Origin of the sequence: Mycobacterium paraense, assembly GCF_002101815.1 — a bacterium.
In the GTDB taxonomy this organism is placed as follows: Bacteria; Actinomycetota; Actinomycetes; order Mycobacteriales; family Mycobacteriaceae; genus Mycobacterium; species Mycobacterium paraense.
Genome location: NZ_LQPM01000006.1, coordinates 14,779 through 41,774 on the forward strand (window position 1 = coordinate 14,779; position 26,996 = coordinate 41,774).

Annotated in this window: 26 protein-coding genes and 1 tRNA gene; 16 read left to right on the forward strand and 11 right to left on the reverse strand. The window is 69.4% G+C overall.

Annotated features, from left to right (window positions below; all coding sequences use genetic code 11):
• Positions 1–28 precede the first annotated feature (28 nt).
• The 3 genes from AWB89_RS03485 to rdgB are packed head-to-tail and all read left to right on the forward strand — an operon-like array spanning position 29 to position 2,214.
• On the forward strand, positions 29–811 hold the full coding sequence (locus AWB89_RS03485) for a cyclic nucleotide-degrading phosphodiesterase (RefSeq protein ID WP_085094090.1): 783 nt from the start codon (positions 29–31) through the stop codon (positions 809–811).
• A 27-nt stretch (positions 812–838) separates the two neighbouring features.
• Positions 839–1,618, forward strand: coding sequence for a ribonuclease PH (gene rph / locus AWB89_RS03490; protein WP_085094092.1), 780 nt, complete (start codon positions 839–841; stop codon positions 1,616–1,618).
• Positions 1,615–2,214: an RdgB/HAM1 family non-canonical purine NTP pyrophosphatase gene (gene rdgB / locus AWB89_RS03495; protein ID WP_085171978.1), complete on the forward strand. Its 600-nt coding sequence runs from the start codon at positions 1,615–1,617 to the stop codon at positions 2,212–2,214. The genes rph and rdgB overlap by 4 nt, the downstream gene beginning before the upstream one ends.
• Before the next feature lie 177 nt (positions 2,215–2,391).
• On the opposite strand, the gene AWB89_RS03500 is transcribed toward rdgB, so the two are convergent.
• Positions 2,392–2,742: a DUF3817 domain-containing protein gene (locus tag AWB89_RS03500; RefSeq protein WP_085171613.1), complete on the reverse strand. Its 351-nt coding sequence runs from the start codon at positions 2,740–2,742 to the stop codon at positions 2,392–2,394.
• Entirely contained in the window at positions 2,739–3,119 is a 381-nt protein-coding gene (locus AWB89_RS03505) for a hypothetical protein (RefSeq protein ID WP_085094096.1), read from the reverse strand. Before AWB89_RS03505 ends, AWB89_RS03500 begins: the two co-directional genes overlap by 4 nt.
• Before the next feature lie 70 nt (positions 3,120–3,189).
• On the opposite strand from AWB89_RS03505, the gene AWB89_RS03510 reads away from it, so the two are divergent.
• The 7 genes from AWB89_RS03510 (at position 3,190) to AWB89_RS03540 (ending at position 11,950) form a co-directional block, all read left to right on the forward strand.
• Positions 3,190–3,272: transfer RNA gene (locus AWB89_RS03510), tRNA-Leu, on the forward strand.
• A 70-nt stretch (positions 3,273–3,342) separates the two neighbouring features.
• Positions 3,343–3,660 carry a hypothetical protein gene (locus AWB89_RS03515; RefSeq protein WP_085094098.1) on the forward strand — a complete coding sequence of 106 codons (318 nt, stop codon included), beginning with the start codon at positions 3,343–3,345 and terminating at the stop codon, positions 3,658–3,660.
• A 217-nt stretch (positions 3,661–3,877) separates the two neighbouring features.
• Complete coding sequence (locus AWB89_RS03520; RefSeq protein ID WP_085171615.1) at positions 3,878–5,005, forward strand: ferredoxin reductase; 1,128 nt, start codon at positions 3,878–3,880, stop codon at positions 5,003–5,005.
• Between the two features lie 10 nt (positions 5,006–5,015).
• On the forward strand, positions 5,016–6,248 hold the full coding sequence (locus AWB89_RS03525) for a fatty acid desaturase family protein (RefSeq protein WP_085171617.1): 1,233 nt from the start codon (positions 5,016–5,018) through the stop codon (positions 6,246–6,248).
• Between the two features lie 253 nt (positions 6,249–6,501).
• Positions 6,502–9,057 carry an ABC transporter ATP-binding protein/permease gene (locus tag AWB89_RS03530; RefSeq protein ID WP_085171618.1) on the forward strand — a complete coding sequence of 852 codons (2,556 nt, stop codon included), beginning with the start codon at positions 6,502–6,504 and terminating at the stop codon, positions 9,055–9,057.
• Positions 9,054–10,790 (forward strand): ABC transporter ATP-binding protein, encoded by a 1,737-nt coding sequence (locus AWB89_RS03535; RefSeq protein ID WP_085171980.1) that lies wholly within the window; start codon positions 9,054–9,056, stop codon positions 10,788–10,790. The genes AWB89_RS03530 and AWB89_RS03535 overlap by 4 nt, the downstream gene beginning before the upstream one ends.
• Positions 10,791–10,873: 83 nt before the next feature.
• Positions 10,874–11,950 carry a phosphotransferase family protein gene (locus tag AWB89_RS03540; protein ID WP_085171620.1) on the forward strand — a complete coding sequence of 359 codons (1,077 nt, stop codon included), beginning with the start codon at positions 10,874–10,876 and terminating at the stop codon, positions 11,948–11,950.
• Here AWB89_RS03540 and AWB89_RS03545 read toward each other — a convergent pair.
• From AWB89_RS03545 to AWB89_RS03555, 3 genes are all read right to left on the reverse strand, one after another.
• Positions 11,947–12,372, reverse strand: a complete 426-nt coding sequence (locus tag AWB89_RS03545) for a pyridoxamine 5'-phosphate oxidase family protein (protein WP_085171622.1) — start codon at positions 12,370–12,372, stop codon at positions 11,947–11,949. The two genes, AWB89_RS03540 and AWB89_RS03545, sit on opposite strands and share 4 nt — an antisense overlap.
• Before the next feature lie 70 nt (positions 12,373–12,442).
• Positions 12,443–13,264, reverse strand: coding sequence for a mycofactocin-coupled SDR family oxidoreductase (locus tag AWB89_RS03550; RefSeq protein WP_085094109.1), 822 nt, complete (start codon positions 13,262–13,264; stop codon positions 12,443–12,445).
• The gene (locus tag AWB89_RS03555; protein ID WP_085171623.1) at positions 13,261–14,433 is read right to left on the reverse strand and encodes an acyl-CoA dehydrogenase family protein; all 1,173 of its coding nucleotides are present in this window, start codon (positions 14,431–14,433) and stop codon (positions 13,261–13,263) included. The genes AWB89_RS03550 and AWB89_RS03555 overlap by 4 nt, the downstream gene beginning before the upstream one ends.
• Positions 14,434–14,558: 125 nt before the next feature.
• Here AWB89_RS03555 and fabG point away from each other — a divergent pair, with 125 nt between their 5' ends.
• The 6 genes from fabG (at position 14,559) to AWB89_RS03585 (ending at position 20,047) form a co-directional block, all read left to right on the forward strand.
• Positions 14,559–15,308 carry a 3-oxoacyl-ACP reductase FabG gene (gene fabG, locus AWB89_RS03560; RefSeq protein WP_085171982.1) on the forward strand — a complete coding sequence of 250 codons (750 nt, stop codon included), beginning with the start codon at positions 14,559–14,561 and terminating at the stop codon, positions 15,306–15,308.
• Between the two features lie 14 nt (positions 15,309–15,322).
• Positions 15,323–16,540, forward strand: a complete 1,218-nt coding sequence (locus tag AWB89_RS03565) for an acetyl-CoA C-acetyltransferase (protein WP_085171984.1) — start codon at positions 15,323–15,325, stop codon at positions 16,538–16,540.
• Entirely contained in the window at positions 16,537–17,739 is a 1,203-nt protein-coding gene (locus AWB89_RS03570; RefSeq protein ID WP_085171625.1) for a CoA transferase, read from the forward strand. The genes AWB89_RS03565 and AWB89_RS03570 overlap by 4 nt, the downstream gene beginning before the upstream one ends.
• Positions 17,736–18,929 (forward strand): acyl-CoA dehydrogenase family protein, encoded by a 1,194-nt coding sequence (locus tag AWB89_RS03575; RefSeq protein WP_085171627.1) that lies wholly within the window; start codon positions 17,736–17,738, stop codon positions 18,927–18,929. Before AWB89_RS03570 ends, AWB89_RS03575 begins: the two co-directional genes overlap by 4 nt.
• Position 18,930: 1 nt before the next feature.
• On the forward strand, positions 18,931–19,623 hold the full coding sequence (locus AWB89_RS03580; RefSeq protein ID WP_085171629.1) for a GntR family transcriptional regulator: 693 nt from the start codon (positions 18,931–18,933) through the stop codon (positions 19,621–19,623).
• 67 nt (positions 19,624–19,690) lie between these two features.
• The gene (locus tag AWB89_RS03585) at positions 19,691–20,047 is read left to right on the forward strand and encodes a hypothetical protein (protein ID WP_085094121.1); all 357 of its coding nucleotides are present in this window, start codon (positions 19,691–19,693) and stop codon (positions 20,045–20,047) included.
• Here the strand turns inward: AWB89_RS03585 and AWB89_RS03590 are convergent.
• From AWB89_RS03590 to AWB89_RS03615, 6 genes are read right to left on the reverse strand one after another with little or no spacing between them, the layout of a single operon-like run.
• A complete protein-coding gene (locus AWB89_RS03590; protein WP_085171630.1) occupies positions 20,044–21,576 on the reverse strand; it encodes a class I adenylate-forming enzyme family protein in 1,533 nt (510 codons plus the stop codon). The two genes, AWB89_RS03585 and AWB89_RS03590, sit on opposite strands and share 4 nt — an antisense overlap.
• On the reverse strand, positions 21,569–23,104 hold the full coding sequence (locus AWB89_RS03595) for a class I adenylate-forming enzyme family protein (RefSeq protein WP_085171632.1): 1,536 nt from the start codon (positions 23,102–23,104) through the stop codon (positions 21,569–21,571). The genes AWB89_RS03590 and AWB89_RS03595 overlap by 8 nt, the downstream gene beginning before the upstream one ends.
• Positions 23,094–24,554, reverse strand: a complete 1,461-nt coding sequence (locus AWB89_RS03600) for a class I adenylate-forming enzyme family protein (RefSeq protein WP_085171633.1) — start codon at positions 24,552–24,554, stop codon at positions 23,094–23,096. Before AWB89_RS03600 ends, AWB89_RS03595 begins: the two co-directional genes overlap by 11 nt.
• Entirely contained in the window at positions 24,554–25,354 is an 801-nt protein-coding gene (locus tag AWB89_RS03605; RefSeq protein ID WP_085171635.1) for an enoyl-CoA hydratase/isomerase family protein, read from the reverse strand. The genes AWB89_RS03600 and AWB89_RS03605 overlap by 1 nt, the downstream gene beginning before the upstream one ends.
• Positions 25,345–26,157, reverse strand: coding sequence for an enoyl-CoA hydratase/isomerase family protein (locus AWB89_RS03610; RefSeq protein ID WP_085171636.1), 813 nt, complete (start codon positions 26,155–26,157; stop codon positions 25,345–25,347). Before AWB89_RS03610 ends, AWB89_RS03605 begins: the two co-directional genes overlap by 10 nt.
• Complete coding sequence (locus AWB89_RS03615) at positions 26,154–26,975, reverse strand: enoyl-CoA hydratase/isomerase family protein (protein ID WP_085171638.1); 822 nt, start codon at positions 26,973–26,975, stop codon at positions 26,154–26,156. The genes AWB89_RS03610 and AWB89_RS03615 overlap by 4 nt, the downstream gene beginning before the upstream one ends.
• Positions 26,976–26,996 lie beyond the last annotated feature (21 nt).

Below are 26,996 nucleotides of genomic sequence, written 5' to 3' on the forward strand. Positions count from 1 at the left end.
CCATCGTGCGATCGGGCATGGCACAGTAGTGCCTGTGCGAATAACCGTGCTCGGCTGCTCGGGCAGCGTGGTCGGTCCGGATTCGCCGGCATCGGGTTATCTGCTTCGGGCACCGGACACCCCGCCGCTGGTTCTCGACTTCGGCGGTGGTGTGCTGGGCGCGCTGCAGCGCTACGCCGACCCCGGCTCGGTCCACGTGTTGCTGTCGCACCTGCACGCCGACCACTGCCTGGATGTGCCGGGCTTATTCGTCTGGCGCCGCTACCACCCGTCGAAGCCGCTCGGGAAGGCTTTGCTGTACGGCCCCGGCGACACCTGGTCGCGGTTGGGGGCCGCGTCATCGCCGTACGGCGGCGAGATCGACGACTGCTCGGACATATTCGACGTTCATCATTGGGTGGACGGTGAGCCGGTGACCTTCGGCGCGGTCACGGTGACGCCACGCGTCGTCGCGCACCCCACCGAGTCGTACGGCTTGAGGATCACCGATCCCAGCGGTGCGTCGTTCGTCTACAGCGGCGACACCGGCCTGTGCGATCAGCTGGTCGAGCTGGCCCGCGGCGCCGACGTCTTCCTCTGCGAGGCCTCCTGGACGCACGCGCCCGATCGCCCGCCCGCGCTGCACATGTCCGGCACGGAGGCCGGCCGGGTGGCACGGCAGGCCGGGGTGCACGAGCTGCTGCTGACGCACATCCCGCCGTGGACTTCGCGCGAGGACGTGATCACCGAGGCCAAGGCCGAGTTCGACGGTCCCGTGCACGCGGTGGTCTGCGGTGAGACCTTCGATGTCCGCCGCTCCGAAAGGGTCTGAGCACCCGGCGTTGGCTAGGGTTACTGGGTGTCCAAACGAGAAGACGGCCGCCTCGACGACGAGCTTCGCCCCGTAGTCATCACCCGCGGATTCACCGACCACCCGGCGGGTTCGGTACTGATCGAATTCGGCCACACCAAGGTCATGTGCACCGCCAGCGTCACCGAGGGCGTGCCGCGCTGGCGCAAGGGCTCCGGCCTGGGTTGGCTGACGGCCGAATACGCGATGCTGCCCTCGGCCACCCACTCCCGCTCCGACCGCGAATCGGTGAAGGGCCGGCTGAGCGGGCGCACCCAGGAGATCAGCCGGCTGATCGGGCGGTCGCTGCGGGCATGCATCGACCTGAGGGCGTTGGGGGAGAACACGATCGCCGTCGACTGCGACGTATTGCAGGCCGACGGCGGCACCCGCACCGCTGCGATCACCGGCGCCTACGTCGCGCTGGCCGACGCCGTGACCTACCTGTCGGCGGCGGGCAAGCTGTCCGACCCGCGGCCGCTGTCGTGCGCCATCGCGGCGGTCAGCGTCGGCGTCGTCGACGGCCGGATTCGGGTGGACCTGCCCTACGAAGAGGACTCGCGCGCCGAGGTCGACATGAACGTCGTCGCGACCGACACCGGGACCCTGGTGGAGATCCAGGGGACCGGGGAGGGCGCGACGTTCCCGCGCTCGACGCTGGACAAGTTGCTCGACGTGGCGCTGGCGGCGTGCGATCAATTGTTCGCCATCCAGCGCCAGGCGCTGGAGCTGCCGTACCCGCGCGTGCTGCCGGAGGGACCGCCACCGCCGAAGGCGTTCGGCACCTGAGTCGGGTGCTGGTCGCCAGCCGCAACCCCAAGAAGCTGGCCGAGCTGCGCCGGGTGCTCGACGGCGCCGGCCTGTCGGGGCTGACGCTGGTATCGCTCAACGACGTCGCGCCGTTCGAGGAAGCGCCCGAAACCGGCGCCACGTTCGAGGACAACGCGCTGGCCAAGGCGCGGGATGGGTTCGCCGCGACGGGGCTGGCGTGTGTGGCCGACGACTCCGGTCTCGAGGTGGCGGCGTTGAACGGGATGCCCGGCGTGCTCTCGGCGCGCTGGTCCGGTAACCACGGCGACGACGTCGGCAACACGGCACTCTTGTTGGCGCAGCTGCGCGACGTTCCCGACGACCGGCGCGGCGCGGCGTTCGTGTCGGCCTGCGCGCTGGTGTCGCCGTCCGGCGAGGTCGTCGTCCGCGGCGAGTGGCCCGGCACCATCGCGCGGGAGGCCCGCGGCGACGGCGGGTTCGGCTACGACCCGGTGTTCATTCCGCGCGGGGAGGAGCGCACCGCGGCGCAACTCAGCCCCGCGGAAAAGGATGCGGTGTCGCACCGCGGTCGCGCGCTGGCGCTGTTGCTGCCCGCGCTGCGCGAGCTCGCCTGAACCGGGCTGGTCACTTCCGCCACACGCGTCCCGGCGCGGGAGGCGGTTGGCTTTGTGCCCGCCTCATAGCGACAACGGGATCGTTCGGCACGGCCCCGCGGCCACCTTGTCGCTATGAGGCGGGCACAAAGGGTGCCGCCCGGAATAGCGACGGCTGTGGCGGATGTGGTTCGCGCCCTAGAGGCCGAAGCGCGCCTTGACGTTCTTGGTCTGGAAGTGCTCGACGATGATGCCCAGCAGCGGGATGGTGCCCGACAGCAGCACCCCGATGGTCTTGCCGATCGGCCAGCGGACCTTGATCGCGAGGTTGAACGCGGCCAGCACGTAGACGAAATACACCCACCCGTGCACCACTTCGATCCACCGGATCTCGTGGTGGAAAACGAGGTGCGAGACGATCTCGTAGCACAGCGCGATGAGCCACAGACCCGTCGTCCACGCCATGATCCGGTAGCCGAGCAACGCGGTGCGGATCTTCTCGACGGGGAAGGCAGGCGCCGGCGCCCCGGGGGTCTCGGGTGTGGTCATGCGGTGGTCCTGTTCTGCTTCTCGGCATCGTGTTTGGCGAGCTCGGCCAGGTAGGCGTTGTACTCGCGCAGCGCGGGATCGTCGGGCGGCGGCTGCACCGGCTTGGGCCGCTCGGGCAGCAGGCCGGCGGGTATCTCGGTCATCTCGCCGCTGCGGTGCGGCTCCGGTGGCGCCTCTTCGTAGCGGACGAACTTGCGGTACGCGTAGACGCAGAACCACGCGAACAGCGGCCACTGAAGCGCATAGCCCAGGTTCTGGAAGGTGCCCGAAACGGATTGGAAGCGGGTCCACTGCCACCAGCCCAGGGCCAGGCAGCCGCACGCCGCGACGATCACCAAGGCGATCAGCGCGGGCCTGCGACGGCGGGTAGTTGGCACACCTTGAAGGTACCGCTCACGATTTGGGGCCGACGAATTCGTCGAGGCGCGCGGTACGATCGGCAACGCTGCGGGCGTGGCGAAATGGCATACGCGATGGCTTTAGGTGCCATTGCTCGAAAGAGCGTGAGGGTTCGAATCCCTCCGCCCGCACGATTTGGCGCCGAGGTTTCACCGCTCGCTGTGCGGGTAAGCGCGATGCACTCCATCTGAAGGAGGCGTCATGGCCGCCGCAGCCGAGCCACCGGAAAAAGCTTTCACCGCAGACGATGTTGACCTTGCGGAACGCCGAGCCGCAGAAGCGCGCGAACGCGCCGCACACGCGGGGCTCTCGGCCGCCCGCAGCATCGAGGAATCCGCACGCCACCACGAACACATCGCGAAGGTGCAAGACGTCACCGTCGCGCAGGGGGTCTCGCACCCGAACGTGCACCGCGAGTCCGCGCTGCGCCACCGCCAAGCGGCCGCGGATGATCGCAAGCTGGCCGAGGAGAAGCGGAGAGAGTCCGAGGCGGACCTGTCTCTGGACACCGACCGATAGCGCTCAGCCGAGGCGCGGTTCGGTATACACCGATTGATCTCGTGTCGAATGGCGGACAGCTGTCGACAGGTGTAAACGCGCAGTCAGCGCTCGTTTGGCTCCCGCGACGCCGGCGGCTCAGAGAACACGTGTTTATCGAACGAGGCGGTTGGGAAGCCGATGGGGAAGCGTGAGCCGGCCGGCTCACGGAAACCCGATCAAACCACTGGAATGACTAATGGTTTCTCCGCTTCGCAGCTTCACTCGATGGAGCACCGCGCCCGCGAAGGGCGTGCAGACCGCCAAATCCTGGGTCAATGTGCCGCGCGGGCTGGCCGCCCGGGCGACCACCCCGTTGCTGCCCGACGACTACCTCAAGCTGCTCAACCCGCTGTGGTCGGCGCGGGAGTTGCGCGGCCTCATCGTCGACGTTCGGCCCGAAACCGCCGACTCCGCGACCGTCACGATCAAACCCGGGTGGGGCTTTTCGGGGCGATACCAGCCGGGCCAGTACGTCGGCATCGGCCTGCGGATCGACGGTCGATGGCACTGGCGCTCCTATTCGTTGACGTCGATCCCGCGCCGCGACAACAAAAACATCACCATCACCGTCAAGGCGACCCCCGAGGGCTTTCTGTCGACGCACCTGGTGAAGGGGGTCAAACCGGGCACTGTCGTGCGGCTCCAGTCGCCCAAGGGGGACTTCGCGCTGCCCGACCCGCCGCCGGCCAAGGTCCTGTTCATCACCGCCGGCAGCGGGATCACGCCGGTGATGGCGATGCTGCGCACTCTCAAGTCCCGCGGCCAACAGACGGACATCGTGCACATCCACTCGGCGCCCACCGCCGACGACGTGATCTTCCACGACGAGCTGCGCGAGCTGGAAAAGTCTCAGCCCGGTTACCGACTTCACCTGCAGCTCACCGAAACTCAGGGCCATCTCGACTTCGAGCACCTCGACGAGATTGTCGACGACTGGCAGGACCGCCCGGCCTGGGTATGCGGCCCGTCCGCCCTGCTGGACGCCGCCGAAGAGGTATGGAAAGCCGCGGACCGCAGCGATCAACTGCACATGGAGCGCTTCACCATCGCCGCCACGGACAAGGGCGGCGAAGGCGGAACCGTCACCTTCGCCATCTCGGACAAGACCATCGAAATCGACGGCGCCACATCGATTATGGAAGCCGGCGAAAAGGTGGGCATCCAGATGCCGTTCGGGTGCCGGATGGGCATCTGCCAGACCTGCGTGCTCCCGCTGGAGGAGGGCCACGTCCGCGACTTCCGGTCGGGGACCGAACACGGCGCGGGTGACCGCATCCAGACCTGCATCTCCACGGCATCCGGCAACTGCACCATCAAGATCTAGGGGAAAACCTATGGCAATCACCGACATCAAGGAATACGCGCACCTGACCGCCGAAGACGTCGAGCAGCTCGCCCAGGAACTGGACGCGATCCGCGCCGACATCGAGGAGTCCCGCGGCGAACGCGACGCCCGTTACATTCGCCGCTCCGTCCAGCTGCAGCGCGCCTTGGCGGCCGGCGGGCGAATCGTCTTGTTCGCCAGCCACAAGAAGCTGGCATGGGTCTCCGGCACCGCGATGCTCGCGATGGCGAAAATCATCGAGAACATGGAGCTGGGCCACAACATCATCCACGGCCAGTGGGACTGGATGAACGACCCGGAAATCCACTCGACGGAGTGGGAGTGGGACACCACCTGCCCCGCCGCCCAGTGGAAGCATTCCCACAACTTCGTCCACCACAAGTACACCAACGTCGTCGGGCTCGACGCCGACGTCGGCTACGGCATCATGCGCGTCACCCGCGACGAGCCGTGGGAACCCTGGATGCTCGGCAACCCGATCTACAACATGCTGCTGGGCACGTTCTTCCAGTACGGCGTCGCGTTGCACCACATCGAGACGGCCAAGCTGCGCAAGAAGCAGAAGAGCTGGGCCGAGGCGGCCAAGGACATGCGGGTGATCATGAAGAAGGTCGTCAGGCAGGAGGGCAAGGACTACCTGATCTTCCCCGCCCTGAGCGGGCCCAACTGGAAGCGCACGATCAAGGCCAACATGACGGCCAACCTGATCCGCAACATCTGGGCCTACATGGTCATCTTTTGCGGCCACTTCCCGGACGGCGCCGAGAAGTTCACCGTCGAGGAGTTCGAGAACGAGACCCAGGGGGAGTGGTACCTGCGCCAGATGCTCGGCTCGGCCAACTTCAACGCCGGCCCGCTGATGGCGTTCGTCAGCGGCAACCTCTGCTACCAGATCGAGCACCACCTGTTCCCGGACCTGCCCAGCAATCGCTACGCGGAGATCTCGGTGCGCGTGCGCGAGCTGTGCGACAAGTACGACCTGCCCTACACCACGGGATCCCTTGGCCGCCAATACCTGCAGACGTTCTGGACGATCCTCAAACTCGCCCTGCCCGACAAGCTCCTGCAGGCGACGCCCGACGACGCCCGCGAAACGCGGTCGGAGCTGAAGTTCCGCGTCCGCGAGGGGCTGCGGGAAAGCTTCATCGATCCCGCCACCGGCAAACGGCGCGGCCTGCGCACGGCCCTGCGGGAGCTGCGGGGGGCAGGCCAGGCGGCGTAACCGGCACCCGAGTTTGACGAAGAGACTCGCCGAGATCGACGCCAGCGCGAAAAAGTTCGAGTAGAGGTCACGGTTTCGTCGATCTCGACGCGCGAAGGGGCCCGGCCACGCGGCGTAACCGGCACCCGAGTTTGACCTTTGGTAAGGCAACCCTTAGTTTGTGGGTAACTTACCTACTCGGAGGGTGCTGAATGCAGTCGGTTGCGTCTCGTCAGGGCGGCCGGACGGAACGCGTCCCCGGGCAGGACCACTGATGGCCCGCGGCTTCCAGGGCGTGATGCTGCGCAGCTTCGGCGCCCGCGACCACATCGCGACCGTGATCGAAACCGTGCGCATCGCACCGCATTTCGTCCGGATTCGGATGGAGTCACCCACCCTGTTTCAGGACGCGGAGGCCGAACCCGCGGCGTGGCTGCGGTTCTGGTTTCCCGACCCCGACGGGTCGAGCACCGAGTTCCAGCGCGCGTACACCATCTCGGAGGCGGACGCCGCGACCGGCCGCTTCGCGGTCGATGTCGTGCTGCACGAGCCGGCGGGACCCGCGTCGCTGTGGGCCCGCACCGTGGCGCCCGGCGCGACGATCGCGATGATGTCCCTGATGGGCTCGTCGCGTTTCGACCCGCCCGACGAGCAACCGGCCGGCTACCTGCTGATCGGCGACTCGGCGTCGATCCCCGGCATCAACGGCATCGTGGGCACCGTCCCCGACGACGTCCCCATCGAGTTGTACCTCGAGCAGCACGACGACAACGACACGCTGATCCCGCTCGCGCAACACCCCCGCCTGCGGGTGCATTGGGTGGCGCGCCGCGACGAGAGATCGCTGGCCGCGGCGATCGAGAGCCGCGACTGGTCGAACTGGTATGCGTGGGCCACGCCCGAGGCCACCACGCTCAAACATGTGCGGACCAGGCTCCGCGACGAGTTCGGGTTTCCCAAGTCCGAGATCCACGCCCAGGCCTATTGGAGCGCCGGGCGAGCGATGGGCACCACCCGCGGTGACGAGCCGGAAAGCGCTGCGCCACAACCCGAACCATCGCCACCGGCGGCCGCGGCGCCCCCCAAGGGCAACTGGCGCGCCCAGGCCGCGGGCCGCCTGCTCGCGCCGCTGCGCTCGGCGCTGATCCTCTCCGGTGCGCTGCAGGCCGTGATCACGCTGCTGCAGCTCGCGCCGTTCGTGCTCCTGGTCGAGCTCCCCCGGCTCCTGGTGGCGGGCGCCGGGGCGCCCCGCCTGTGGACGGTGGGCATCGCGGCCGTCACGCTGCTCGGCGCCGGTACCGTGCTCGGCGCCGCCCTGACGCTGTGGCTGCACGTCATCGACGCGCGTTTCGCAAACGACTTGCGGACAAGGCTTTTGACCAAGCTTTCGCGGTTGCCGCTGGGCTGGTTCACCGCGCGCGGATCGGGGTCGATCAAGCAGCTGCTGCAGGACGACACGCTGTCCCTGCACTATCTGGTCACCCACGCGATACCGGACGCGGTCGCCGCGGTCGTCGCCCCGGTGGCGGTGCTGATCTATCTGTTCGTCGTCGACTGGCGGGTGGCGCTGGTCCTGTTCCTGCCCGTCCTCGTCTACCTGGTGCTGACGTCGTCGATCACCATCCAATCCGGCCCGCGGATCCCGCAATCGCAGCGCTGGGCGGAGCGGATGAGCGGCGAGGCCGGCGCGTATCTCGAGGGGCAGCCGGTGATTCGCGTCTTCGGCGGCGCCGCGGCGTCCAGCTTCCGCCGCCGCCTCGACGAGTACGTCGGTTTCCTGGTGGCCTGGCAGCGTCCCCTCGCCGGGAAGAAGACGCTGATGGATCTGGTCACCCGCCCCGCGACGTTCCTGTGGCTCATCGCGCTCACGGGCACCCTGCTGGTGGTCGCAGGCCGGATGGATCCGGTCAACCTGTTGCCATTCCTGTTGCTGGGCACCACCTTCGGCGCGCGCCTGCTCGGCATCGCCTACGGGCTCGGTGGCATCCGCGCCGGGACGCTGGCGGCCCGACGGCTGCAGAACACCCTCGACGAACCCGAACTCGAAGTGCGACCGGGCGAAGCGCCAGAGGCCGACGCCGCGACGGTGGTGTTCGATCGGGTCAGCTTCGGCTATCGCCCCGGCGTCCCGGTGATCCGGGACGTGTCGCTGACACTGCGGCCCGGCACCGTCACCGCGCTCGTCGGCCCGTCGGGCTCCGGCAAGTCGACCCTGGCGGCGCTGCTCGCCCGGTTCCACGACGTCGAGCAGGGCGCGATACGCGTTGGCGGGCAAGACATTCGAGCGCTGACGGCCGACGAACTCTACACGCGCGTCGGCTTCGTGCTGCAGGAAACGCAACTCGTGCACGGCACCGTCGCGCAGAACATCGCGCTGGCCGTTCCGGACGCCACCGCCGAACGGATCGGGGCCGCGGCGCGCCAGGCGCAAATCCACGACCGCATCATGCGGCTGCCCCAGCGCTACGACACCGTGCTCGGCGCCGGCACCGGGCTGTCGGGCGGGGAACGCCAGCGGCTCACCATCGCCCGCGCCATCCTCGCCGACACCCCGGTGCTGATCCTCGACGAGGCGACCGCGTTCGCCGACCCCGAGTCGGAATACCTTGTGCAGCAAGCGCTCAACCGGCTCACCCGGGAGCGCACCGTGTTGGTCATCGCCCATCGGCTGCACACCGTCACCCGAGCCGACCAGATCGTGGTGCTCGATCACGGCCGGATCGCCGAACGCGGCACCCACGACGAGTTGCTCGCCGCGGACGGGCGTTACCGGCGGCTGTGGGACAGCGGCCGGGTTCCGGCGGCCGCGGCCCCCGAGGCGGCGCGATGATCAGGACCTGGATCGGGCTCGTCCCACCGGATCGCCGCGGCAAGCTGATCGCCTACACCGCGCTCGCTTTGGCCTCGGTGGCCGTGCGGGCCGTGGCCACCGTGCTGCTGGTGCCCCTGGTGGGCGCGCTGTTCGACGCGCCGCACCGCGCGCCGGCGTGGCTGGGCTGGCTCACCGTCGCGACCGTGGCCGGGTGGGTCATCGACACCGCGACCGCGCGCATCGGTTTCGACCTGGGCTTCGCCGTGCTCGATCACAGCCAGCACGACGTGGCGGACCGCCTTCCGGCCGTCCGGCTCGACTGGTTCACCGCCGAGAACACCGCGGCCGCGCGGCAGGCGATCGCGGCAACGGGACCCGAGCTCGTCGGCCTGGTGGTCAACCTGCTGACGCCGCTGGCCACCGCGATCCTGTTGCCGGCGGCCATCGGCCTGGCCCTGCTGCCGGTGTCCTGGCAGCTCGGTGCGGCCGCGCTGGCCGGCGTGCCGCTGCTGCTGGGCGCGCTGTGGGGCTCCGCGCGCCTGGCGCGCCGCGCCGACGGCGCCGCCGCCGAGGCCAACACCGCGCTCACCGAGCGCATCATCGAGTTCGCCCGCACCCAGCAGGCGTTGCGCGCCGCGCGGCGCGCCGAGCCGGCCCGCAGCCTGGTCGGCGATGCGCTGGCCGCGCAGCGTGGCGCGACGATGCGGCTGCTGTCCATGCAGGTGCCCGGCCAGCTGCTGTTCAGCCTGGCCAGCCAGCTGGCCCTCATCCTGCTGGCGGGGGCGACCACGGCGCTGACGGTCGGCGCCACGCTCACCGTGCCGGAGGCCATCGCGTTGATCGTCGTGATCGCCCGCTACCTCGAGCCGTTCACCACCATCAGCGAGCTCGCCCCGGCCCTGGAGAGCACCCGCGCGAGCCTGGACCGCATCCGGTGCGTGCTCACCGCTCCCGTCATGAAGGCCGGTGCCGCAACGCTGCCCGACGGCGCCGCGGCGCCGAGCATCGAGTTCGACGACGTGACCTTCGCCTACGGGGATTCCGCCCAGCCGGTGCTCGACGGGGTGAGCTTCTCGTTGCGGCCGGGCAGCGCGACGGCGATCGTCGGCCCCTCCGGCTCGGGCAAGAGCACCGTCCTGGCGCTCATCGCGGGCCTGCACGAGCCGACCCGTGGCCGCGTGCTCATCGACGGCGTGGACGCCGCGACGCTGGATGCCGAGGCACGGCGCGCGGCCGCCAGCGTCGTCTTCCAGCACCCGTACCTGTTCCACGGGACAATCCGCGAAAACGTCTTCGCCGGAAACCCGTCGGCCGGCGACGCGCAGTTCGAGCGGGCGGCCGCGCTGGCGCGGGTCGACGAACTCACCGGCCGGCTGCCCGATGGCGCCGACACGATCGTCGGTGAGGCCGGGTCGACGCTGTCAGGCGGCGAGCGGCAACGGGTCAGCATCGCGCGCGCTTTGCTCAAGGCCGCCCCGATCCTGCTGGTCGACGAGGCGACCAGCGCCCTGGACACCGAGAACGAGGCGGCGGTGGTCGACGCGCTCACCGCCGACCCGCGGGTTCGCACCCGGGTGATCGTCGCCCACCGGCTGGCCAGCATCCGCCACGCCGACCGAGTTCTGTTCCTGGACAACGGCCGCGTGGTCGAGGACGGCACGGTCGACGAGCTGCTCGCCGCGGGCGGGCGGTTCGACGAATTCTGGCGACAGCAGCATGACGCGGCGGAATGGCGGATCGTCGCCGACTAGGTCGGCGTGCTCGACCGCGGCGCTTGCCGTATGCCTTACAGTTAGGCGGTCAGTCGACCGTCCGGACCGCTGGAGGCGTGCAAATGAGTGCTGTGGTGTCGATTCCGCGGTACCCCGGCGACGTGACCCCCGAATGGCTGTCCGCGGCGCTGTCCGGGCGCGGCACACCCGTCGAGGTGTCCGACGTCGAGGTGGCCGCCATCGGCACAGGCCAGACCGGCGCGACCTACCGCGTCGCGGCCAGCTACGCGACGGACCCGGGCGGCCTGCCGCAGACCTATGTGATCAAGCTGCCGGCCCAGGACGACACCGTGCGCGACCGCGTCGTCATCGGGTATCGCAGCGAATGCGCCTTCTATTCGTCGGTGGCCGATCGCGTGCGGGTGCCGACGCCGGAATGCTTCTACTGCGAGATCAGCGAGGACGCAATGGATTTCGCGTTGCTGCTCGCCGATCAGGCGCCGGCGGTCCAGGGCGATCAGCTCGCCGGCTGCGGCGAAGCCGAGGCGCACCTCGCGGTGACCGCCCTGGCCGGGCTGCACGCGCCCAGCTGGTGCGATCCGGTCTGGCTGGATTTCGAGGGCATCGGTTTCGGCCGACCGGACGAAGCCGGCGCCGACGGCATGGGCGAGGTGGCGAAGATGAGCGCCGACATCACGCTCGAGAAGCTGGGCGATCGAATGAGCCCCGAGGACCGCGACACCTTCAGCGCGGCAATGGGTTTGGTGGCGCCGTGGCTGCTGGCCGAGTACGACCGCTTCGCCCTGCTGCACGGCGACTATCGGCTGGACAACATGCTGTTCGACCCGGACCGGACGCGGGTCAGCGTGGTCGACTGGCAGACGCTCGGCGTGGGCCTGCCGGCCAGGGATCTCGCCTACTTCACCGCGACCAGCCTGAATCCGCAACTGCGGGCGAGCATCGAGGAAGACCTCGTCACCGCCTACCACCGGGAGCTGTCGCGGTCCGGGGTCACCGACTACGACCGCGAAGCCTGCTGGCGTGACTACCGGCTCGGGGTGCTGCAGGCGCCGCTGATCTCGGCGCTCGGGTTCGCCTTCGCGGCCGCCACCGAGCGCGGCGACGACATGGTGCTGGCCATGCTCAGCCGCGGCTGTCAGGCCATCCGCGAGCTGGGCACGCTGGAGCTGATCGCTTAGAGGTCGCCGGTGAAGTCGGCGGACAACCACTTGTCCGGCCGGATGGTGAAGAGCACCTCCTCGACGCCCTCCATGCTGCGGACGAACGCGCGGCCGCCCTCCTCGCCGAGGTAGCGGATGGCAATGGCCTCCTGCACGTCCGCCGGGGCGGGAGTGGTGGTGTCGACGACGCTGCCCTCGACGACGACGTACTGATACGGCGGCTCCTCGCGCTGGACCACCAGCGTCACCGCACCGGCCCGCTCGATGAGCTTGGCCTTGCGGGTGGAGGAACCGGTCATGATCCGGATGTTGCCGCCGGGCGTGTAGTCGTACCAGATCGGGACGCTGGCCGGCGGCCGGCCATCGGCGGCGACGGACAGCACCGCGACGTGCTTGGCGGCGAGAAACTCCTGACGTTCGGCTTCGCTGAAACTCCTCATGCGCACTACGAACGCCGGACCGCGAGGGCTATTCCCTTTTGGTCCCCACCGCTGCCGAGGTGTGCCTTGATCAGTACTGCGTCGAGCCCTGGTCCACCGGGATCTGGGCGGCGGTGATGTTGCGCGATTCGTCGCTGGCCAGCCAGCACACCGCGTCGGCCACCTCCTCCGGCTCGGCGGCCCACTTGGGCAGGAACGGCGTGAGCATGTGGGCCAACTGCGGGTTGGTCTCCATGGCCCTGCCCACCGCCGCCACCATGTCGCCGGATCCCATCGGGGTGTTCACCGGACCCGGGTGGACGCTGTTGACCCTGATCGAGTGCTTGCCCAACTCGGCGGCGAACGCGCGCGCCATCCCGGCGACGGCGTGCTTGCTGGTGGTGTAGTGCACCATGAACGGCTGCAGCTTCATGCCGGCCGCGGAACTGATCAGGATGATGGAACCGCCGCGGCCGCCCTCGATGATCCTGTCCGCGCCGGCCATCACGGTGTTCCAGGTGCCGGTCACGTTGATCTCCATCACGTCGGCGAACGTTTCGGGCGTGATGTCGTTCCAGGCCTGCGGAACAGAGATGCCGGCGTTGGCGACGATGATGTCGAGGCGGCCCAGGGCGCCGACGCCGTCGTCGACCACCCGACGCAACCCGTCGAAGTCGCGAACGTCGTTGGCGCTGGCGAGGATTCGGCGGCCGGTCGCCTCCACTAGGCGGACGGTCTCGGCGAGGTCGTCGGGAGTGGCCGAGTCGTAGGGGACACACGACGGCAGCTTGCCGGCGATGTCGACGGCGATGATGTCGGCGCCCTCGCGCGCCATCCGCACGGCGTGCGCCCGGCCCTGGCCGCGCGCCGCGCCCGTGATGAACGCGACTCTTCCCTCCAGCCGGCCGCTCATCGCTGGGCCGCCTTGACCAGGTTCGACCCGATGATCAGGCGCTGGATCTCGCTGGTGCCCTCGTACAGCCGCAGCAGCCGCACGTCGCGGTAGATGCGCTCGACGGGGACGCCGTGCATGTAGCCGCTGCCGCCATGGATCTGCACCGCGAGATCGGCGACCTTGCCGGCCATTTCGGTGCAAAACAGCTTGGCCGCCGACGGCGCGACCCGGCGGTCGGAATTGGTGACCCACAGCCGCGCGGCGTCGCGGACCAGCGCGCGCCCGGCCAGCACCCCGGTCTGCTGGTCGGCGATCATGGCCTGCACCAACTGAAAGCTGCCGATCGGCGTCCCGCCCTGGGTCGCGGTGGCGGCGTACGCCACGGACTCGTCGAGCGCGCGCTGGGCGGCGCCGACCGCGAGGGCGGCGATGTGGACCCGTCCGCGCGCCAGGGACGTCATCGCCGCCCGGTAGCCGATGTCCTCGCTGCCGCCGATCAGCGCGTCGCTCCCGACGCGGACGTCGTTGAAGCTGACGTCGGCGGTCCACGCGCCCTCCTGGCCCATCTTCGCGTCCTTGGCGCCCACCTGGACGCCCGCGGCGTCCGCCGGCACCAGGAACACGGCGATGCCGGGGCCCTGGTCGTCGGCCGGCCTGGTGCGTGCGAACACCACGAACAGGTTGGCGACCGGCGCGTTGGTGATGAAGCGCTTGTCGCCGGAAATCACCCACTGATCGCCGTCGCGCACCGCCTTGGTGCGCAGGCCGGCCGGGTTCGATCCGGCGCCGGGTTCGGTCAGCGCGAACGACGCGACGACCTCGCCGGACGCCATCGACTCCAGCCAGCGGCGCTTCTGCCCGTCGGTGCCGAAGCCGACCAGGACCTGCCCGGCGATGCCGTTGTTGGTGCCGAACATCGACCGCACCGCCAGCGAGGTGTAGCCCAATTCCATTGCCAGCTCGACGTCTTGGACCAGGTTCAGGCCCAAGCCGCCCCACCGCTGCGGGATCGCGTACCCGAACAGGCCCATTTTCTTGGCCTGCTCGCGCAGGTCGTCCGGCACCCGATCGTCGGTCAGGATCTCCTGCTCGCGGGGGACGACGGCGGTGCGTACGAAGTGCCGGGTCTGGGCAAGGATGTCCCGGAAATCGTCGTCGGGCACTTCCTGAACTTCGGCGGTGGTCATCGCGGACGCTCCTCTGTAGCACTCAATCGCGCCGGGTGCACCCACCCGGCGCCGGAAGCGATCCTATATGAAATATGATATTCGAACGTCGGGTACCCCACGGCGGAAACGAACCCAAGGGAGGCGTGATTCAGGTGTCGTTGCTGAACGGTCAGACGGCGGTCGTCACGGGAGGTGCGCAAGGGCTGGGCTTCGCGATCGCGCAGCGATTCGTCGCCGAGGGCGCCCGGGTGGTGCTCGGTGACCTGAACCTGGAGGCGACCGAGGTCGCGGCCAAGGAATTGGGCGGCAGCGACGTCGCCTTGGCGGTGCGCTGCGACGTGACGCAGGTGGCCGATGTCGAAGCCCTGATCCAGACCGCGGTCGAACGTTTCGGTGGCCTCGACATCATGGTCAACAACGCCGGAATCACCCGCGACGCGACGATGCGCAAGATGACCGAGGAGCAGTTCGATCAGGTCATCGCCGTGCACCTGAAGGGGACGTGGAACGGGACCCGGCTGGCGGCGGCGGTCATGCGCGAGAACAAGCGCGGCGCCATCGTGAACATGTCGTCGCTGTCGGGCAAGGTCGGCATGATCGGCCAGACCAACTATTCGGCGGCCAAAGCCGGGATCGTCGGGATGACCAAGGCCGCGGCCAAAGAGCTTGCGTACCTGGGCGTTCGGGTCAACGCGATCGCGCCCGGCCTCATTCGCTCGGCGATGACGGAGGCCATGCCGCAACGCATTTGGGACGAGAAGGTGGCCGAGATCCCGATGGGTCGCGCCGGTGAGCCCAGCGAGGTCGCCGGCGTCGCCTTGTTCTTGGCCTCCGATCTGTCGTCCTACATGACCGGCACCGTGATGGAAGTCACCGGCGGCCGGCACATCTGAGCTGAGGAGTGGCCATGCGCGAAACCGTCATCTGCGAGCCCGTACGCACGCCGATCGGCCGCTACGGCGGAATGTTCAAGTCGCTGACCGCCGTCGACCTCGGCGTCGCCGCCCTCAAGGGGCTGCTCGAGCGGACCGGGATTTCGCCCGAGGCGGTGGAGGACGTCATCCTCGGGCACTGCTACCCCAGCAGCGAGGCGCCCGCGATCGGGCGCGTCGTCGCGTTGGATTCCGGCCTGCCGGTGACGGTTCCGGGGATGCAGGTCGACCGGCGCTGCGGGTCGGGCCTGCAGGCGGTGATCCAGGCGTGCCTGCAAGTCGGCAACGGCGACAACGACCTCGTGATCGCCGGCGGCTGCGAAAGCATGAGCAACGTCGCGTTCTACTCCACCGACATGCGTTGGGGTGGCGCGCGTGGCGGCATCCGTGTGCACGACGGGCTCGCGCGGGGGCGCACGACCGCCGGCGGCCGGCACTACCCGGTGCCGGGCGGGATGCTGGAGACCGCCGAGAATCTGCGCCGGCAGTACGGGATTTCGCGTCTCGAGCAGGACGAGCTGGCGGTGCGCTCGCACCAGCGCGCGGTGGCCGCGCAGAAGGACGGCCTGATGGCCGAGGAGATCATCCCCGTGGCGGTGCGCACGCGCCAGGGGGAGGAACTGATCGACACCGACGAACATCCGCGCGCCGATACCTCGGTGGAGTCGTTGGGCAAGCTCAAACCCGTTCTGCTGGGCGAGGATCCGGAGGCGACGGTCACGGCCGGCAACGCCAGCGGGCAGAACGACGCCGCGTCGATGTGCGTGGTGACCACGCCCGAAAAGGCGGCCGAATGCGGTCTGACGCCGCTGGTCCGCCCGGTGTCCTGGGCGTCGGCGGGCGTGGCGCCCAACATCATGGGCATCGGTCCGGTGCCCGCGACCGAGGCCGCGCTCGCCAAGGCGGGCCTGCGGCTCTCCGACATCGACCTCATCGAGCTCAACGAAGCCTTTGCCGCGCAGGCGCTTGCGGTGATGCGGGAATGGAAGTTCGGCGCCGCCGACCACGACCGCACCAACGTGCACGGATCCGGGATTTCGCTGGGCCATCCCGTCGGGGCGACCGGCGGCAGGATGCTGGCCACCCTGGCGCGCGAACTCAACCGCCGCGAGGCGCGCTACGGGTTGGAGACGATGTGCATCGGCGGCGGTCAGGGGCTCGCCGCGATCTTCGAACGAGTCGCCCCGGCATGACCGGCCCCCTGAGCGGCCTCACCGTCGTCGAGGTGTCGAGCTTCGTCGCGGCACCGCTGTGCGGCATGACGCTGGGCCAGCTCGGCGCGCAGGTGATCCGCATCGACCCGATCGGCGGGGCCTCCGACGTCCAGCGCTGGCCGCTGGCCGCCGCCGGCGCGTCGATCTACTGGACCGGACTGAACAAGGGAAAGCGTTCGGCCACCATCGATCTGCGCTCGGCCGAGGGCCAGGAGCTGGTGCAGCGCCTCATCGTCGAGGGCGACGGCATCGTGGTCACCAATGCCGCCGGCCTGTCCTGGCTGGGCCATGAGGTGCTGGCCACCAAGCGCTCCGACGTCATCCACGTCCAGCTGCTCGGGCGCGGCGACGGATCCACCGCGGTGGACTACACGGTCAACGCCGGCGTCGGGTACCCGCTCGTCACCGGTCCGGCCGGGCATGCCGGCCCGATCAACCATGTGCTGCCCGCCTGGGACGTGTGCTGCGGCCTGTACGCGGCGCTGGCCGTCGTCAGCGCCGTCCGCCAGCGGGACCGGACCGGGGTGGGTGCACGGGTCAGCCTGGCGCTGGAGGACGTGGCGCTGGCCACGGCGGGAAACCTCGGGTTGCTCACCGAGCCCCAGGTCAACGGGACGCAACGGCAGCGGCTGGGCAACGCGATCTACGGCCAGTACGGTCAGGACTTCACCAGCAGCGACGGCGCCGCGTTCATGGTGGTCACCTTGACGCGCAGGCACTTTCGCGACCTCGTCGACGTCACCGGCACCGGCGCCGCCGTCGCGGCGCTCGAGGGGGCGCTGGGTGTGGACTTCGGGTCGGAGGGCGACCGCTACCGCTACCGCGACGCGCTGTCGGGGCTGTTCGCCACGTGGTTCGCCGACCACACTGCCGACGACATCACCGCCGCGCTGTCGGGCACCACCGTGTTGTTCGAGCGCTACCGCACCTTCGGCGACGTCGCGGCGGGCCCCAAGGTGACCGCCAATCCGCTGTTTTCCCGGCTGCACCAGCCCGGCGTCGGGGAGTACTTCGCTCCCGGGCTGCCCGTCGCGTTCGACGGCGCCCATCCCGCCGGCGCGCCCGCGTCCGCGCTGGGACAGGACACCGCCGAAGTCCTCACTCAATGTCTGGGGCTGACCCGAGCGGACATCGCGCGCCTGACGAGCGCGCAGACGATAGGAGAAGCCAGCGCATGACCAAGCTCGCCCAGACCCTCGGCCTCACCGAGTTCCAGACCGAGATCATCGCCACGGTGCGCCAATTCGTCGACAAGGAAGTCATCCCCAACGCGCCGGAGCTCGAACGCGGCGACACCTACCCGCAACACATCGTCGACCAGATGCGCGAAATGGGCTTGTTCGGGCTGATGATTCCCCAGGAGTACGGCGGGCTGGGGGAGTCGCTGCTGACCTACGCGCTGTGCGTCGAGGAGCTGGCGCGCGGCTGGATGAGCGTATCCGGGGTGCTCAACACGCATTTCATCGTGGCGTACATGCTGCGCCAGCACGGCACCGACGCGCAGAAGCAGCGATTCCTGCCGCGGATGGCGACCGGCGAGTCCCGCGGCGCGTTCTCCATGTCCGAGCCGGAGCTGGGTTCCGACGTCGCCGCCATCCGGACCCGGGCGGCGCGCAACCCGGACGGCAACTACACCATCAACGGGCAGAAGATGTGGCTGACCAACGGCGGCAGCTCGACGCTGATCGCCGTGCTGGTCCGCACCGACGAGGGCGCCGACAAGCCGCACCGCAACCTCACCGCGTTCCTCGTCGAAAAGCCCACCGGCTTCGGCGAAGTCGTGCCCGGCCTGGTGATACCCGGCAAGATCGACAAGCTGGGCTACAAGGGCATCGACACCACCGAGCTCATCTTCGACGGCTACCAGGCCAGCGCCGACGACGTCCTCGGTGGCACGCCGGGTCAGGGCTTCTTCCAGATGATGGACGGCATCGAAGTCGGAAGGGTGAACGTCTCGGCCCGGGCATGCGGCATCGGCATCCGCGCCTTCGAGCTCGCGGTGCGGTACGCCCAGCAGCGGCACACCTTCGGCAAGCCGATCGCCGAGCACCAGGCCATCGCGTTCCAGTTGGCCGAAATGGCGACCAAGGTGGAAGCGGCGCATCTCATGATGGTCAACGCGGCGCGGTTGAAGGATTCCGGTGAGCGCAACGACGTCGCGGCCGGCATGGCCAAATACCTTGCCAGCGAATACTGTTCGGAGGTCACGCAGCAGAGCTTCCGCATCCACGGCGGCTACGGCTACTCCAAGGAATACGAGATCGAACGGCTGATGCGCGACGCCCCCTTCCTGCTCATCGGCGAGGGCACCAGCGAGATCCAGAAGTCGATCATCAGCAAGCGACTGCTGGCCGAGTATCAGGTGTGAAATGACAGTTCCGGATTTCGCTGCGCGGACGCAACTTTCCGACGACGTCGCGCGCCTGATCCGCGGCAGGATCTTCGACGGGGTCTACGCCGCGGGCTCCTACGTCCGGCTTGATCAACTGGCCGCGGAGCTCGGGATCAGCGTCACACCGGTGCGTGAGGCGCTGTTCGCGCTGCGCGCCGAGGGGTTGATCGCCCAGCAGCCGCACCGCGGCTTCGTGGTGTTGCCGGTGACCGGGCGCGACGTCGCCGACGTCGCGAACGTGCAGGGTTACGTGGGCGGCGAGCTCGCCGCGCGGGCCGCGGTCAACATCACCGACGACCAGCTCCGCGAACTCAAACAGATCCAGGCGGAACTCGAAGAGGCCTATGCCGGCGCCGACAACGAACGGACCGTCCGCCTCAATCACGAGTTTCACCGCGCCATCAACGTGGCCGCGGACTCACCCAAACTCGCCCAGCTGATGTCGCAGATCACGCGCTACGCACCGGAATCGGTGTTTCCCGCCATCGAAGGCTGGCCGGAGCAGTCGATGAAGGATCACCGGCGAATCCTGTCCGCGCTCAAAAAGCACGACGATGAGCTCGCGCGCGCGGCGATGTCGCAACACCTCGCCGCCGGTGCGGTTCCCCTGATCGAGCACCTCACCGCGCGGGGGGTGGTCGTCGACGGCAGCCATTCGGCGCCGGACTAGTTGTTGCCGAGGCACGCCTGGGCATAGGCTGCCATCTCAAGGGGGCGACAACGTAGAGCGAGGTAGCGTGCCCCGAACGATTTGCGCGTCGGCCGTTGCATTCACGGTGGCGATCGCCCTTGCGCCGCCCGCGGTTGCCGATCCGCTCGACCCGATCCCCGGCAACGGTGTTTTCGTCGTAGGGCCCGACATCGCGCCGGGCCTGTACCACACGGGCGGCTCGGGGTCGGCCTTCGGCGTCTGGATCAACAACGTGCCGACCCAGGATTCGATGTGCTCGTGGTTCACGTACAGCACACCCGATGCGAGCAAGGACCACGTGCTGCAGACGAATACCTCTATCGGCCCGATGTTCGCCAACATCAATACGTCGGTCAAGGCGTTCGAGTCGCAGAACTGCCAACCCTGGACGCGGGTCCCCTAGGGCCGTTTCGCTTCGATCAACAGCTCGCGCAGCCGCTTGGTGTCGACCTTGCCGGTGGCACCGCGCGGAACGTCGTCGTCGGATTCGAGCACCAACCAGACCGTCGGGACCTTGAAGGCGCTCAACAACTCCCGGGCCGCCGCACGCAGCCGATCCGCGGTCAACGCGCCGTCGCACACCACCGCCGCGCCCACCCGTTCGCCTTGTGCGCCCGGCACATTGGTGACGTAGGCGTTCTGGACGCCATCGAGGGAACGCAGCGCCCGCCCCACCTCGCTGGGGTAGACGGTGGCGCCGCTGACCTTGAACATGTCGTCGGACCGGCCGTGATAGAACAGGAACCCGTCCTCGTCGAGGCGGCCGAGGTCGCCGGTGGGGTAGAAGCCGTCGGCGGTGAACAGCTCCTCGCGGCTGCGACGGCAGATACCGCGCAGCGTGTGGGGGCCCCGGATCTGGATCTCCCCGACCGATCCCGGCGGGACCGGCTCTCCGGCATCCGGGTCGACGATGCGGACGTCCATGCCGGGGAACGGTTTCCCGCAACTGCCCCACGCGGACCGGGGCATGTCGGTGTCGGCGGCGTACCCACAGTACGGCCCGAACGCCTCCGTCATGCCGAAAAGGGTGGCGCGGGCGCCGGGTTGGGCCCGCCGCTCGGGCGGCAGCAGGGCCTCCAGGCTGCCCGGGCGCAACGCCGAAAGGTCCGCGCCGACGGTTTCGGCGTGCCGCGCCAGCGCCTCGGCCTGATCGGGCCAGCCGCGAAACAGCGTGACCCGCTCGGCTTCCAGCAGCCGCAGGGTCGTCTCGGGCCGCGGTATCTCCTCGGTCACCAGGGTGGCGCCTGCCAGCAGCGCCGACAGGATCCCGCTGCCGTATCCGCCCACCCAGAAGAAGGGCATCGGGAGATACAGGCGAGTGTCGGAGGTGATGCAACGCGCCGCCAGGCCCGAGCGCACCGCGCCCAACGCGCTGCCGTGAGAGTGGATGACCCCCTTAGGAGTTCCGCTGCTGCCCGAGGTGAACATGACGACCAACGGGTCGGCGGGGCTGACCGTTTCGGCCATGGCGTCCACGATCCGGCGGGCCTCGTCCGCGGCGGTGGTTCCCGTCAGCCGGTCGGCCGGCCAGACCTGGCGCAGGGCGGGAAGGTCGGGTGACGGCACGGGTGACAGGTCATCCAGGTAGCGGTGGCCGCGGAATTCCTCGACGCTGACCAGGAATTGGACCGACGCGGTGCGCAGCTGCGCGACCAGCTCGCCGGCCCGCAGCAGGGTGCTCAACGGAACCAGCACGGCGCCGATGCGGGCCAGGGCGATCGCCACCAGCACCCACCGGACGCTGTTGGGCATGATCAGCCCGACGCGCGTGCCCTTGCCCACCCCGGCCTCGACAAAGACGGCGGCCAGATCTCTTGTGGCGGTGTCCAGTTCGCGGTAGCCGATGCGGGCCCCCGGGTCGATCACCGCCGGCTTGGCACCATGCTCGGCGGCGCGGGAACGAACCAGTTCGTCGATGGTGCGCTCAGGCATCGAACAGCTTCCGCAGTCGCTGCAGGTCGACCTTGCCGCTGGACAACAGCGGGACGTCGGCCGGCGGCACGGCGACGATCCGCTTGGGAATCTTGTACGCCGACAGCGTTTCCCGGAGCCGCTCGCGCAGCGCCGACTCGTCGAGGCCGGGCTGGACGACGACCGCGGCCACCAGCTCTCCCCGCTTGGCGTCAGGGATGCCCAGGACGTGAGCGTCCGCCCCGGTAACCTTGGTGATCGCCTTCTCCACCTCGGCCGCGGAGACGTTGGCGCCCGCGGTCTTGATCATCCCGCTGAGCCTGCCGGCGAAATAGAAGAACCCGTCGGCGTCGGCGCGCACCAAATCGCCAGTGTGAAACCAGCCGTCGGCGTCGAAGCATTCCTCGCGGCTCCGCTTGTAATAGCCCTGCATCATAGACGGTCCGCGGATGCACAGCTCGCCGACGCCGGACGCGTCCGGGTCCGCGATCATGGTCTCGAATCCGGGCGCCGGCTTGCCGAAGGACCCGCGGCGGCTTTCGGGTTGGTCGGATTCGTCGCCGCTCAGCAAGACCACGCTGCCGGCTTCGGTCAGCCCCAGCATGTTGTGCCGCAGCTCCGGGTCGGCCGGCCGCACGTCGGGCGCCATGACCGGGTACAGGTTGCCCCGACGCATCGACGACAGGTCGCGCCCGGGAAAGCTCGGGTGCTCCGCCAGGTGAGCGATCCCGGCCACGAAACCGTTGGTGATCGTGGGCCTTTCGGCTTCCAGCAGGTCGAGCGTCTGGCCGGCATCGCTGGCGTTGGAGCACACCAGCGTCGATCCGGCGACCAGCGTGGCGAGCAGGCCGAACGCGAAGCCGCCGATCCAGAAGAACGGTGAGTTGCAGAACAGCTTGTCGGCCGGCGTCAGGCCCCGGATCTCGTTCAGGTGGCGCTGATGGGTGAGCAGGCCCGCGTGGGTATGCACCACGCCCTTCGGGGTGCTGGTGGAGCCGGACGTGTACACAATGGCCAGCGGGTCGCAGCCGTCGACGTCGTCCTCCATCGCCGCCAGCAGCGCGGGGCCGACGCTCGGCGCGTCCGCCCGGTCGGGGTGGAGGATGACGTGGCGCAATTGCGGTGTGGCGGTGACGAGCAGCCGGTCGTCGCCGTCCAGGTCGGCGCGCGACAGCACCTCGGCCAGTCGCCGCTCGTAGTCGTGGGAGCGGAACGTTGTGGTGGCCAACAGGATCTCGGTGTCGCTGTGGACCAGTTGTTCGCGCAGTTCGCGGGCCGTGGCGAACGTGGAGAACGGGATCACCACCGCGCCGATCCGCGCGGCCGCGAGCATCCCGACGACGAACTCCGTGCCGTTGGGGTAGAGCAGCCCGACATGTGTGCCTTTGCCCGCCCCGCGGGCGATCAGTCCGCGGGCCAGCTCGGCCGAACGGCGGTCCGCCTCGGCGTAGCCGAGGCGGTCGTCGTCACAGACCAGCAGCGGGTGATCGCCGCGCGAGCGGGCTTGGCGCCGCAGGGTTTCCGCGACCGTCGGAGAGTCACCGGGCATGGTGGCGCCGGGCGGCGGCTCCGCCGAAGAAGAGCCTGACCGCCGCGAGGTCGGGTTTGCCCGAGGGAGTCCGGGGGATGGCGTCGACGATCGCTATCTCGGTCGGGATTTCGTACGCGGCCAATCGGGTCCGCAGGTAATCCGCCAGCGTTTCGGCATCGGCCGAGGCTCCCTCGCGCGGCTGCACCATCGCGACCGGCGTCTCGCCGAGGCGTTGATCGGGCCGCCCGACCACGGCGGCACCCGCCACCGCGGGGTGACCCTCCAGCGCGATGCGCACGTCGTCGGGCATCACCTTGAACCCGCCGCGGATGATGGCCTGGTCGGCCCGCCCGACGATCCACACGAAGCCGTCGGCGTCGATGCGCGCCAGGTCCGTGGTCCGCATCCAGCTCGCCGCGGTCCCCAGTTGTCCCGGCTTGACCTCCAACAGGCCGACCCGGTCGGGCCCGAGCGGCGCGCCCTCGTCGTCGACCACCCGAAGCTGCGAGCCCGGGTTGGCCCGGCCGACGCTGCCCCGCTTTGCGTGCCAGTACTCCCGGTGGTCGGCGAGGGTCCAGCCGGCCACGCCGCCGCCGAATTCGGTTGCGGCATAGGAGGTCAGCACCGGAATACCGTACTTGTCCGTGAACGCGTCGGCGTCCTCGGCCGACAGCGGTGCGGTGCCGCAGGTGACGGCGCGGATGCTGTCCAGGTCGGCCCGCGTGAGATCGGAGTGCAGCACCGTGCGCAGCGCGGCCGGCACCAGCGACACGGTGCGGGGCCGGTGCTTGCGCACCGCCTCGGCCCAGGCTCTCAGCTCGAATCGTTCCAGCAGCACGAAGGGTCTCGCCTCGGCGACGCACTGCAGGACGCGGAAGACGCCGCCGATATGCACCAGCGGTGAGTTGACGATCGCGACGCCGCGCCGCAGCTCCGTGGGCGCCGGCGCGGCGCCCGGATCGGGGCCCATGACGCTGCGCGCCAGCATGTCGTAGCTCAGGTCGATCCGTTTGGGCGGACCGGTCGTTCCGCTGGTCAGCATCCGCACCGCCACACCGGGGCGAGCGCCGGGGCCGTCGCCGACGCGGGCCGGCTCGCCTTCGAGCGAAGCCGAAATCGCGAGGGTCGCGGTCCCCGGTGGCACCAGCGCGGCCAGGTCGTCGGCCTCGCCGATGACCAGGGGCAGCCGCAGCGCGGCGATGTCGGCCCGGGTGCGCTCGTCGCCGCGGGCGGGGTTGATGGTGACGACGGTTCCGCCACCCAGCAGCACCCCGAGGAACGCGGCCACCTGGCCGGGCCGGTTGCGCAGCAGCATCCCGACGCCCCCGCCGTCACCGGCGAGCGGCGCGATGCTCCGCGCCGCGTCGGCGAGCCGCCGCCACGAAACCCATTGCCCCTCATACTCGATCGCGTGCGCGTCCGGCCGCAGATCCAGCACGTCGGCGATGCGCCGACTGAGCGGGTGCATCAGCGGATCTTCGGCTCGCGCGCACCGACCTCGCCCTGCCGGGCGGCCAGCTCGGCGATGCCGACGGGGTTGCCCAGCCGGGTATAGATGAGCCCCTGCTCCATGGCCGCGCGGTACGGCTTGTCCAGCGATTCCCAGATCGCCTTCACGGTGCCCTGGGTCGCCGACGGCGGCTTGGCGGCGATCGTCGCCGCGATCTCGTGGGCGCGGTGCCACAGTTGGTCGGCGGGGACCACCTCCGTCACCAATCCGATGCGCAGCGCGGTGTCGGCGCTCACTCGTTCGTCGTTGCCCATCAGCGCCATCCGCAACGTTTCGCCCAGTCCGATGCGCCGCATCAGGCCGATGGGCTCCAGCGCGCACACCAGCCCGGCCGAAACGTGGGAGTCGAAAAACGTTGCGTCCTCGGAGCAGATCACCACGTCCGATTCGTTGACGAAGTAGAAGGCGCCCGCCGTGCACATCCCCTGAACGGCGCACACCACCGGCTTCCACATCTTTTGCCACTTGGGGCTGAGCGCTTCGCCCGGATCCTCGTGATTCCAGACGTTTTCGGGCTGGCCGTACGGCGTCTTGATGTCGAGTCCGGCGCTGAACGCCCGGTCGCCGGCTGCCCGCAGCACCACCGCGTGCACCGACTCGTCGAGCTTGACCGCGCGCCAGGCGCGGGCCATCTCCTCGCACATGGTCCGGTTGAACGCGTTGAGCTGCCCGGGCCGGTTGAGCGTGATCGTGGCGACGTGCTCGCCCGCGTCGACGTCGAGGAGGATCGTTTCGAAACGCGGCGGCGTCACCGGCATTTCCAATTGGGTTGACGCTTTTCGACGAAGGCCCTGGGGCCCTCCTGAGCATCCTCCGTCCGCAGCACCCGCTCGCGGAAGGTCTCGGCGAGGATCTCCGCCTCGTGCAGCGGCACGTTGAGGCCCTTCAGTATGGCCAGCCGGGTTCCCCTAACCGCCAGCGGCGCATTGGAATTGACGATGTCGGCGATCTCACGGGCCCGGTCCAGCAGGCGGTCGTGCTCGACGATTTCGCTGATCAGTCCGAGCTCGTAGGCGCGTTGCGCGCTCATCCGTTCATGCTTGCCCATCAGGGCCATCCGCAGCGCGATCGAGCGGGGCAACACCCGGGATATCCGCACCAGTTCCCGCCCGGCCACCAGCCCGATGCTGACGTGCGGGTCGAAAAAGGTCGCCTGCTCGGACGCGATGACGATGTCCGTCGTCGTGACCCAATCCATGCCGGCGCCGCAGCACAGCCCGTTGACGGCGGTCAGCACCGGCTTGGCCATCGTGCGAAACGGGGGAGTGCCCTCCTGCGGGGCCTCCCACTGGTCGTACGTCGACAGGTACGGCCGCTCGTAGATCACCTTGCCGTCCTCGGGGATCTCCTTGACGTCGGCGCCGGTGCAGAACGCGCGGCCGGCGCCGGTGACGATCAGCAGCCACACCCTGTCGTCGTTCTCGGCCTCGTCGTATGCGGCGCGCAGTTCGGTGATCATGTGCGGGCTGAGGGCGTTGAGCGCCTCGGGACGGTTCAGCGTGATCGTGGCGGTATGCCCGTCGAGTTCATATTTGATGGTGTCGAACGTCGACATGGTCATCGGCCCTCAAATCTCGGTGTGCGTCGTTGCCGAAACGCTTCCAGCCCCTCTTTGAAATCGCCCGTCCGGCAAGAGAGTTCCAGGTTGAACAGTTCCTGCGTCATGGCCTGGCCCAGCGTCGCGTGCTGGCCGAAGCTCAGCGCCTGCTTGGCCAGCCCGATCGCCGCCGTCGGACCGCCGGCCAGCCGCTCCACCAGCGTCGCGGCGGCCTCGTCGAGTTCGGCCCCGGGCACCGCCTGGTGGATCAGCCCCCAGTCCGCCGCATCCGCCGCGCCCACCTTCTCGCCGAGCAACAGCATCCGCCTGGCCCGCGCCAGGCCGACCAGCCGCGGCAGCAGCCAGCTGGACCCCGAATCGGGGCTGAAGCCGCGTTCCACGAACGGTTCCCAGAACACCGCGTCGTCGGCGGCGACGGTGAAGTCGGCGGCCAGCGCGAGATTGCAGCCGAACCCCACCGCCCGGCCCCGCACGCTGCAGACGACCGGCAGTTGGACACTCGTCACGAGTTCGATCACGCGGTGGGCGGCGTGGGGGATCCGTCGCACCAGATCGCCGGCGCGCGGGCGTCGGCCGCCGGGATCGTTGGCTGCCACCCAGTCGGCACCGGCGCAGAAGTCGTCGCCGGCCCCGGCGATGTGGATCGCGCGCAACGAATCGTCGGCGGCTGCACCGGTGAGCGCGTCGACCAGAGCGTCGATCATCAAGTGAGTCAACGCATTACGCCGTGCGGGGCGGTCGAGCGTGATCCGCAGGACCGCGCCATCCCGGCACGCCATCACCGAACCCTCGGCGCCGGCCGCATCGGCCTGGTGATTCACCGCGTACCCGGCCTTTCTCCG

Coding starts and splice junctions, on each gene's coding strand:
- AWB89_RS03500 (WP_085171613.1), bottom strand. CDS start 2,742: ATGACCACACCCGAGACCCCCGGGGCGCCGGCGCCTGCCTTCCCCGTC.
- AWB89_RS03515 (WP_085094098.1), top strand. CDS start 3,343: ATGGCCGCCGCAGCCGAGCCACCGGAAAAAGCTTTCACCGCAGACGAT.
- AWB89_RS03520 (WP_085171615.1), top strand. CDS start 3,878: ATGGTTTCTCCGCTTCGCAGCTTCACTCGATGGAGCACCGCGCCCGCG.
- AWB89_RS03525 (WP_085171617.1), top strand. CDS start 5,016: ATGGCAATCACCGACATCAAGGAATACGCGCACCTGACCGCCGAAGAC.
- AWB89_RS03530 (WP_085171618.1), top strand. CDS start 6,502: ATGGCCCGCGGCTTCCAGGGCGTGATGCTGCGCAGCTTCGGCGCCCGC.
- AWB89_RS03535 (WP_085171980.1), top strand. CDS start 9,054: ATGATCAGGACCTGGATCGGGCTCGTCCCACCGGATCGCCGCGGCAAG.
- AWB89_RS03540 (WP_085171620.1), top strand. CDS start 10,874: ATGAGTGCTGTGGTGTCGATTCCGCGGTACCCCGGCGACGTGACCCCC.
- AWB89_RS03545 (WP_085171622.1), bottom strand. CDS start 12,372: ATGAGGAGTTTCAGCGAAGCCGAACGTCAGGAGTTTCTCGCCGCCAAG.
- AWB89_RS03550 (WP_085094109.1), bottom strand. CDS start 13,264: ATGAGCGGCCGGCTGGAGGGAAGAGTCGCGTTCATCACGGGCGCGGCG.
- AWB89_RS03555 (WP_085171623.1), bottom strand. CDS start 14,433: ATGACCACCGCCGAAGTTCAGGAAGTGCCCGACGACGATTTCCGGGAC.
- AWB89_RS03565 (WP_085171984.1), top strand. CDS start 15,323: ATGCGCGAAACCGTCATCTGCGAGCCCGTACGCACGCCGATCGGCCGC.
- AWB89_RS03570 (WP_085171625.1), top strand. CDS start 16,537: ATGACCGGCCCCCTGAGCGGCCTCACCGTCGTCGAGGTGTCGAGCTTC.
- AWB89_RS03575 (WP_085171627.1), top strand. CDS start 17,736: ATGACCAAGCTCGCCCAGACCCTCGGCCTCACCGAGTTCCAGACCGAG.
- AWB89_RS03580 (WP_085171629.1), top strand. CDS start 18,931: ATGACAGTTCCGGATTTCGCTGCGCGGACGCAACTTTCCGACGACGTC.
- AWB89_RS03590 (WP_085171630.1), bottom strand. CDS start 21,576: ATGCCTGAGCGCACCATCGACGAACTGGTTCGTTCCCGCGCCGCCGAG.
- AWB89_RS03595 (WP_085171632.1), bottom strand. CDS start 23,104: ATGCCCGGTGACTCTCCGACGGTCGCGGAAACCCTGCGGCGCCAAGCC.
- AWB89_RS03600 (WP_085171633.1), bottom strand. CDS start 24,554: ATGCACCCGCTCAGTCGGCGCATCGCCGACGTGCTGGATCTGCGGCCG.
- AWB89_RS03605 (WP_085171635.1), bottom strand. CDS start 25,354: ATGCCGGTGACGCCGCCGCGTTTCGAAACGATCCTCCTCGACGTCGAC.
- AWB89_RS03610 (WP_085171636.1), bottom strand. CDS start 26,157: ATGACCATGTCGACGTTCGACACCATCAAATATGAACTCGACGGGCAT.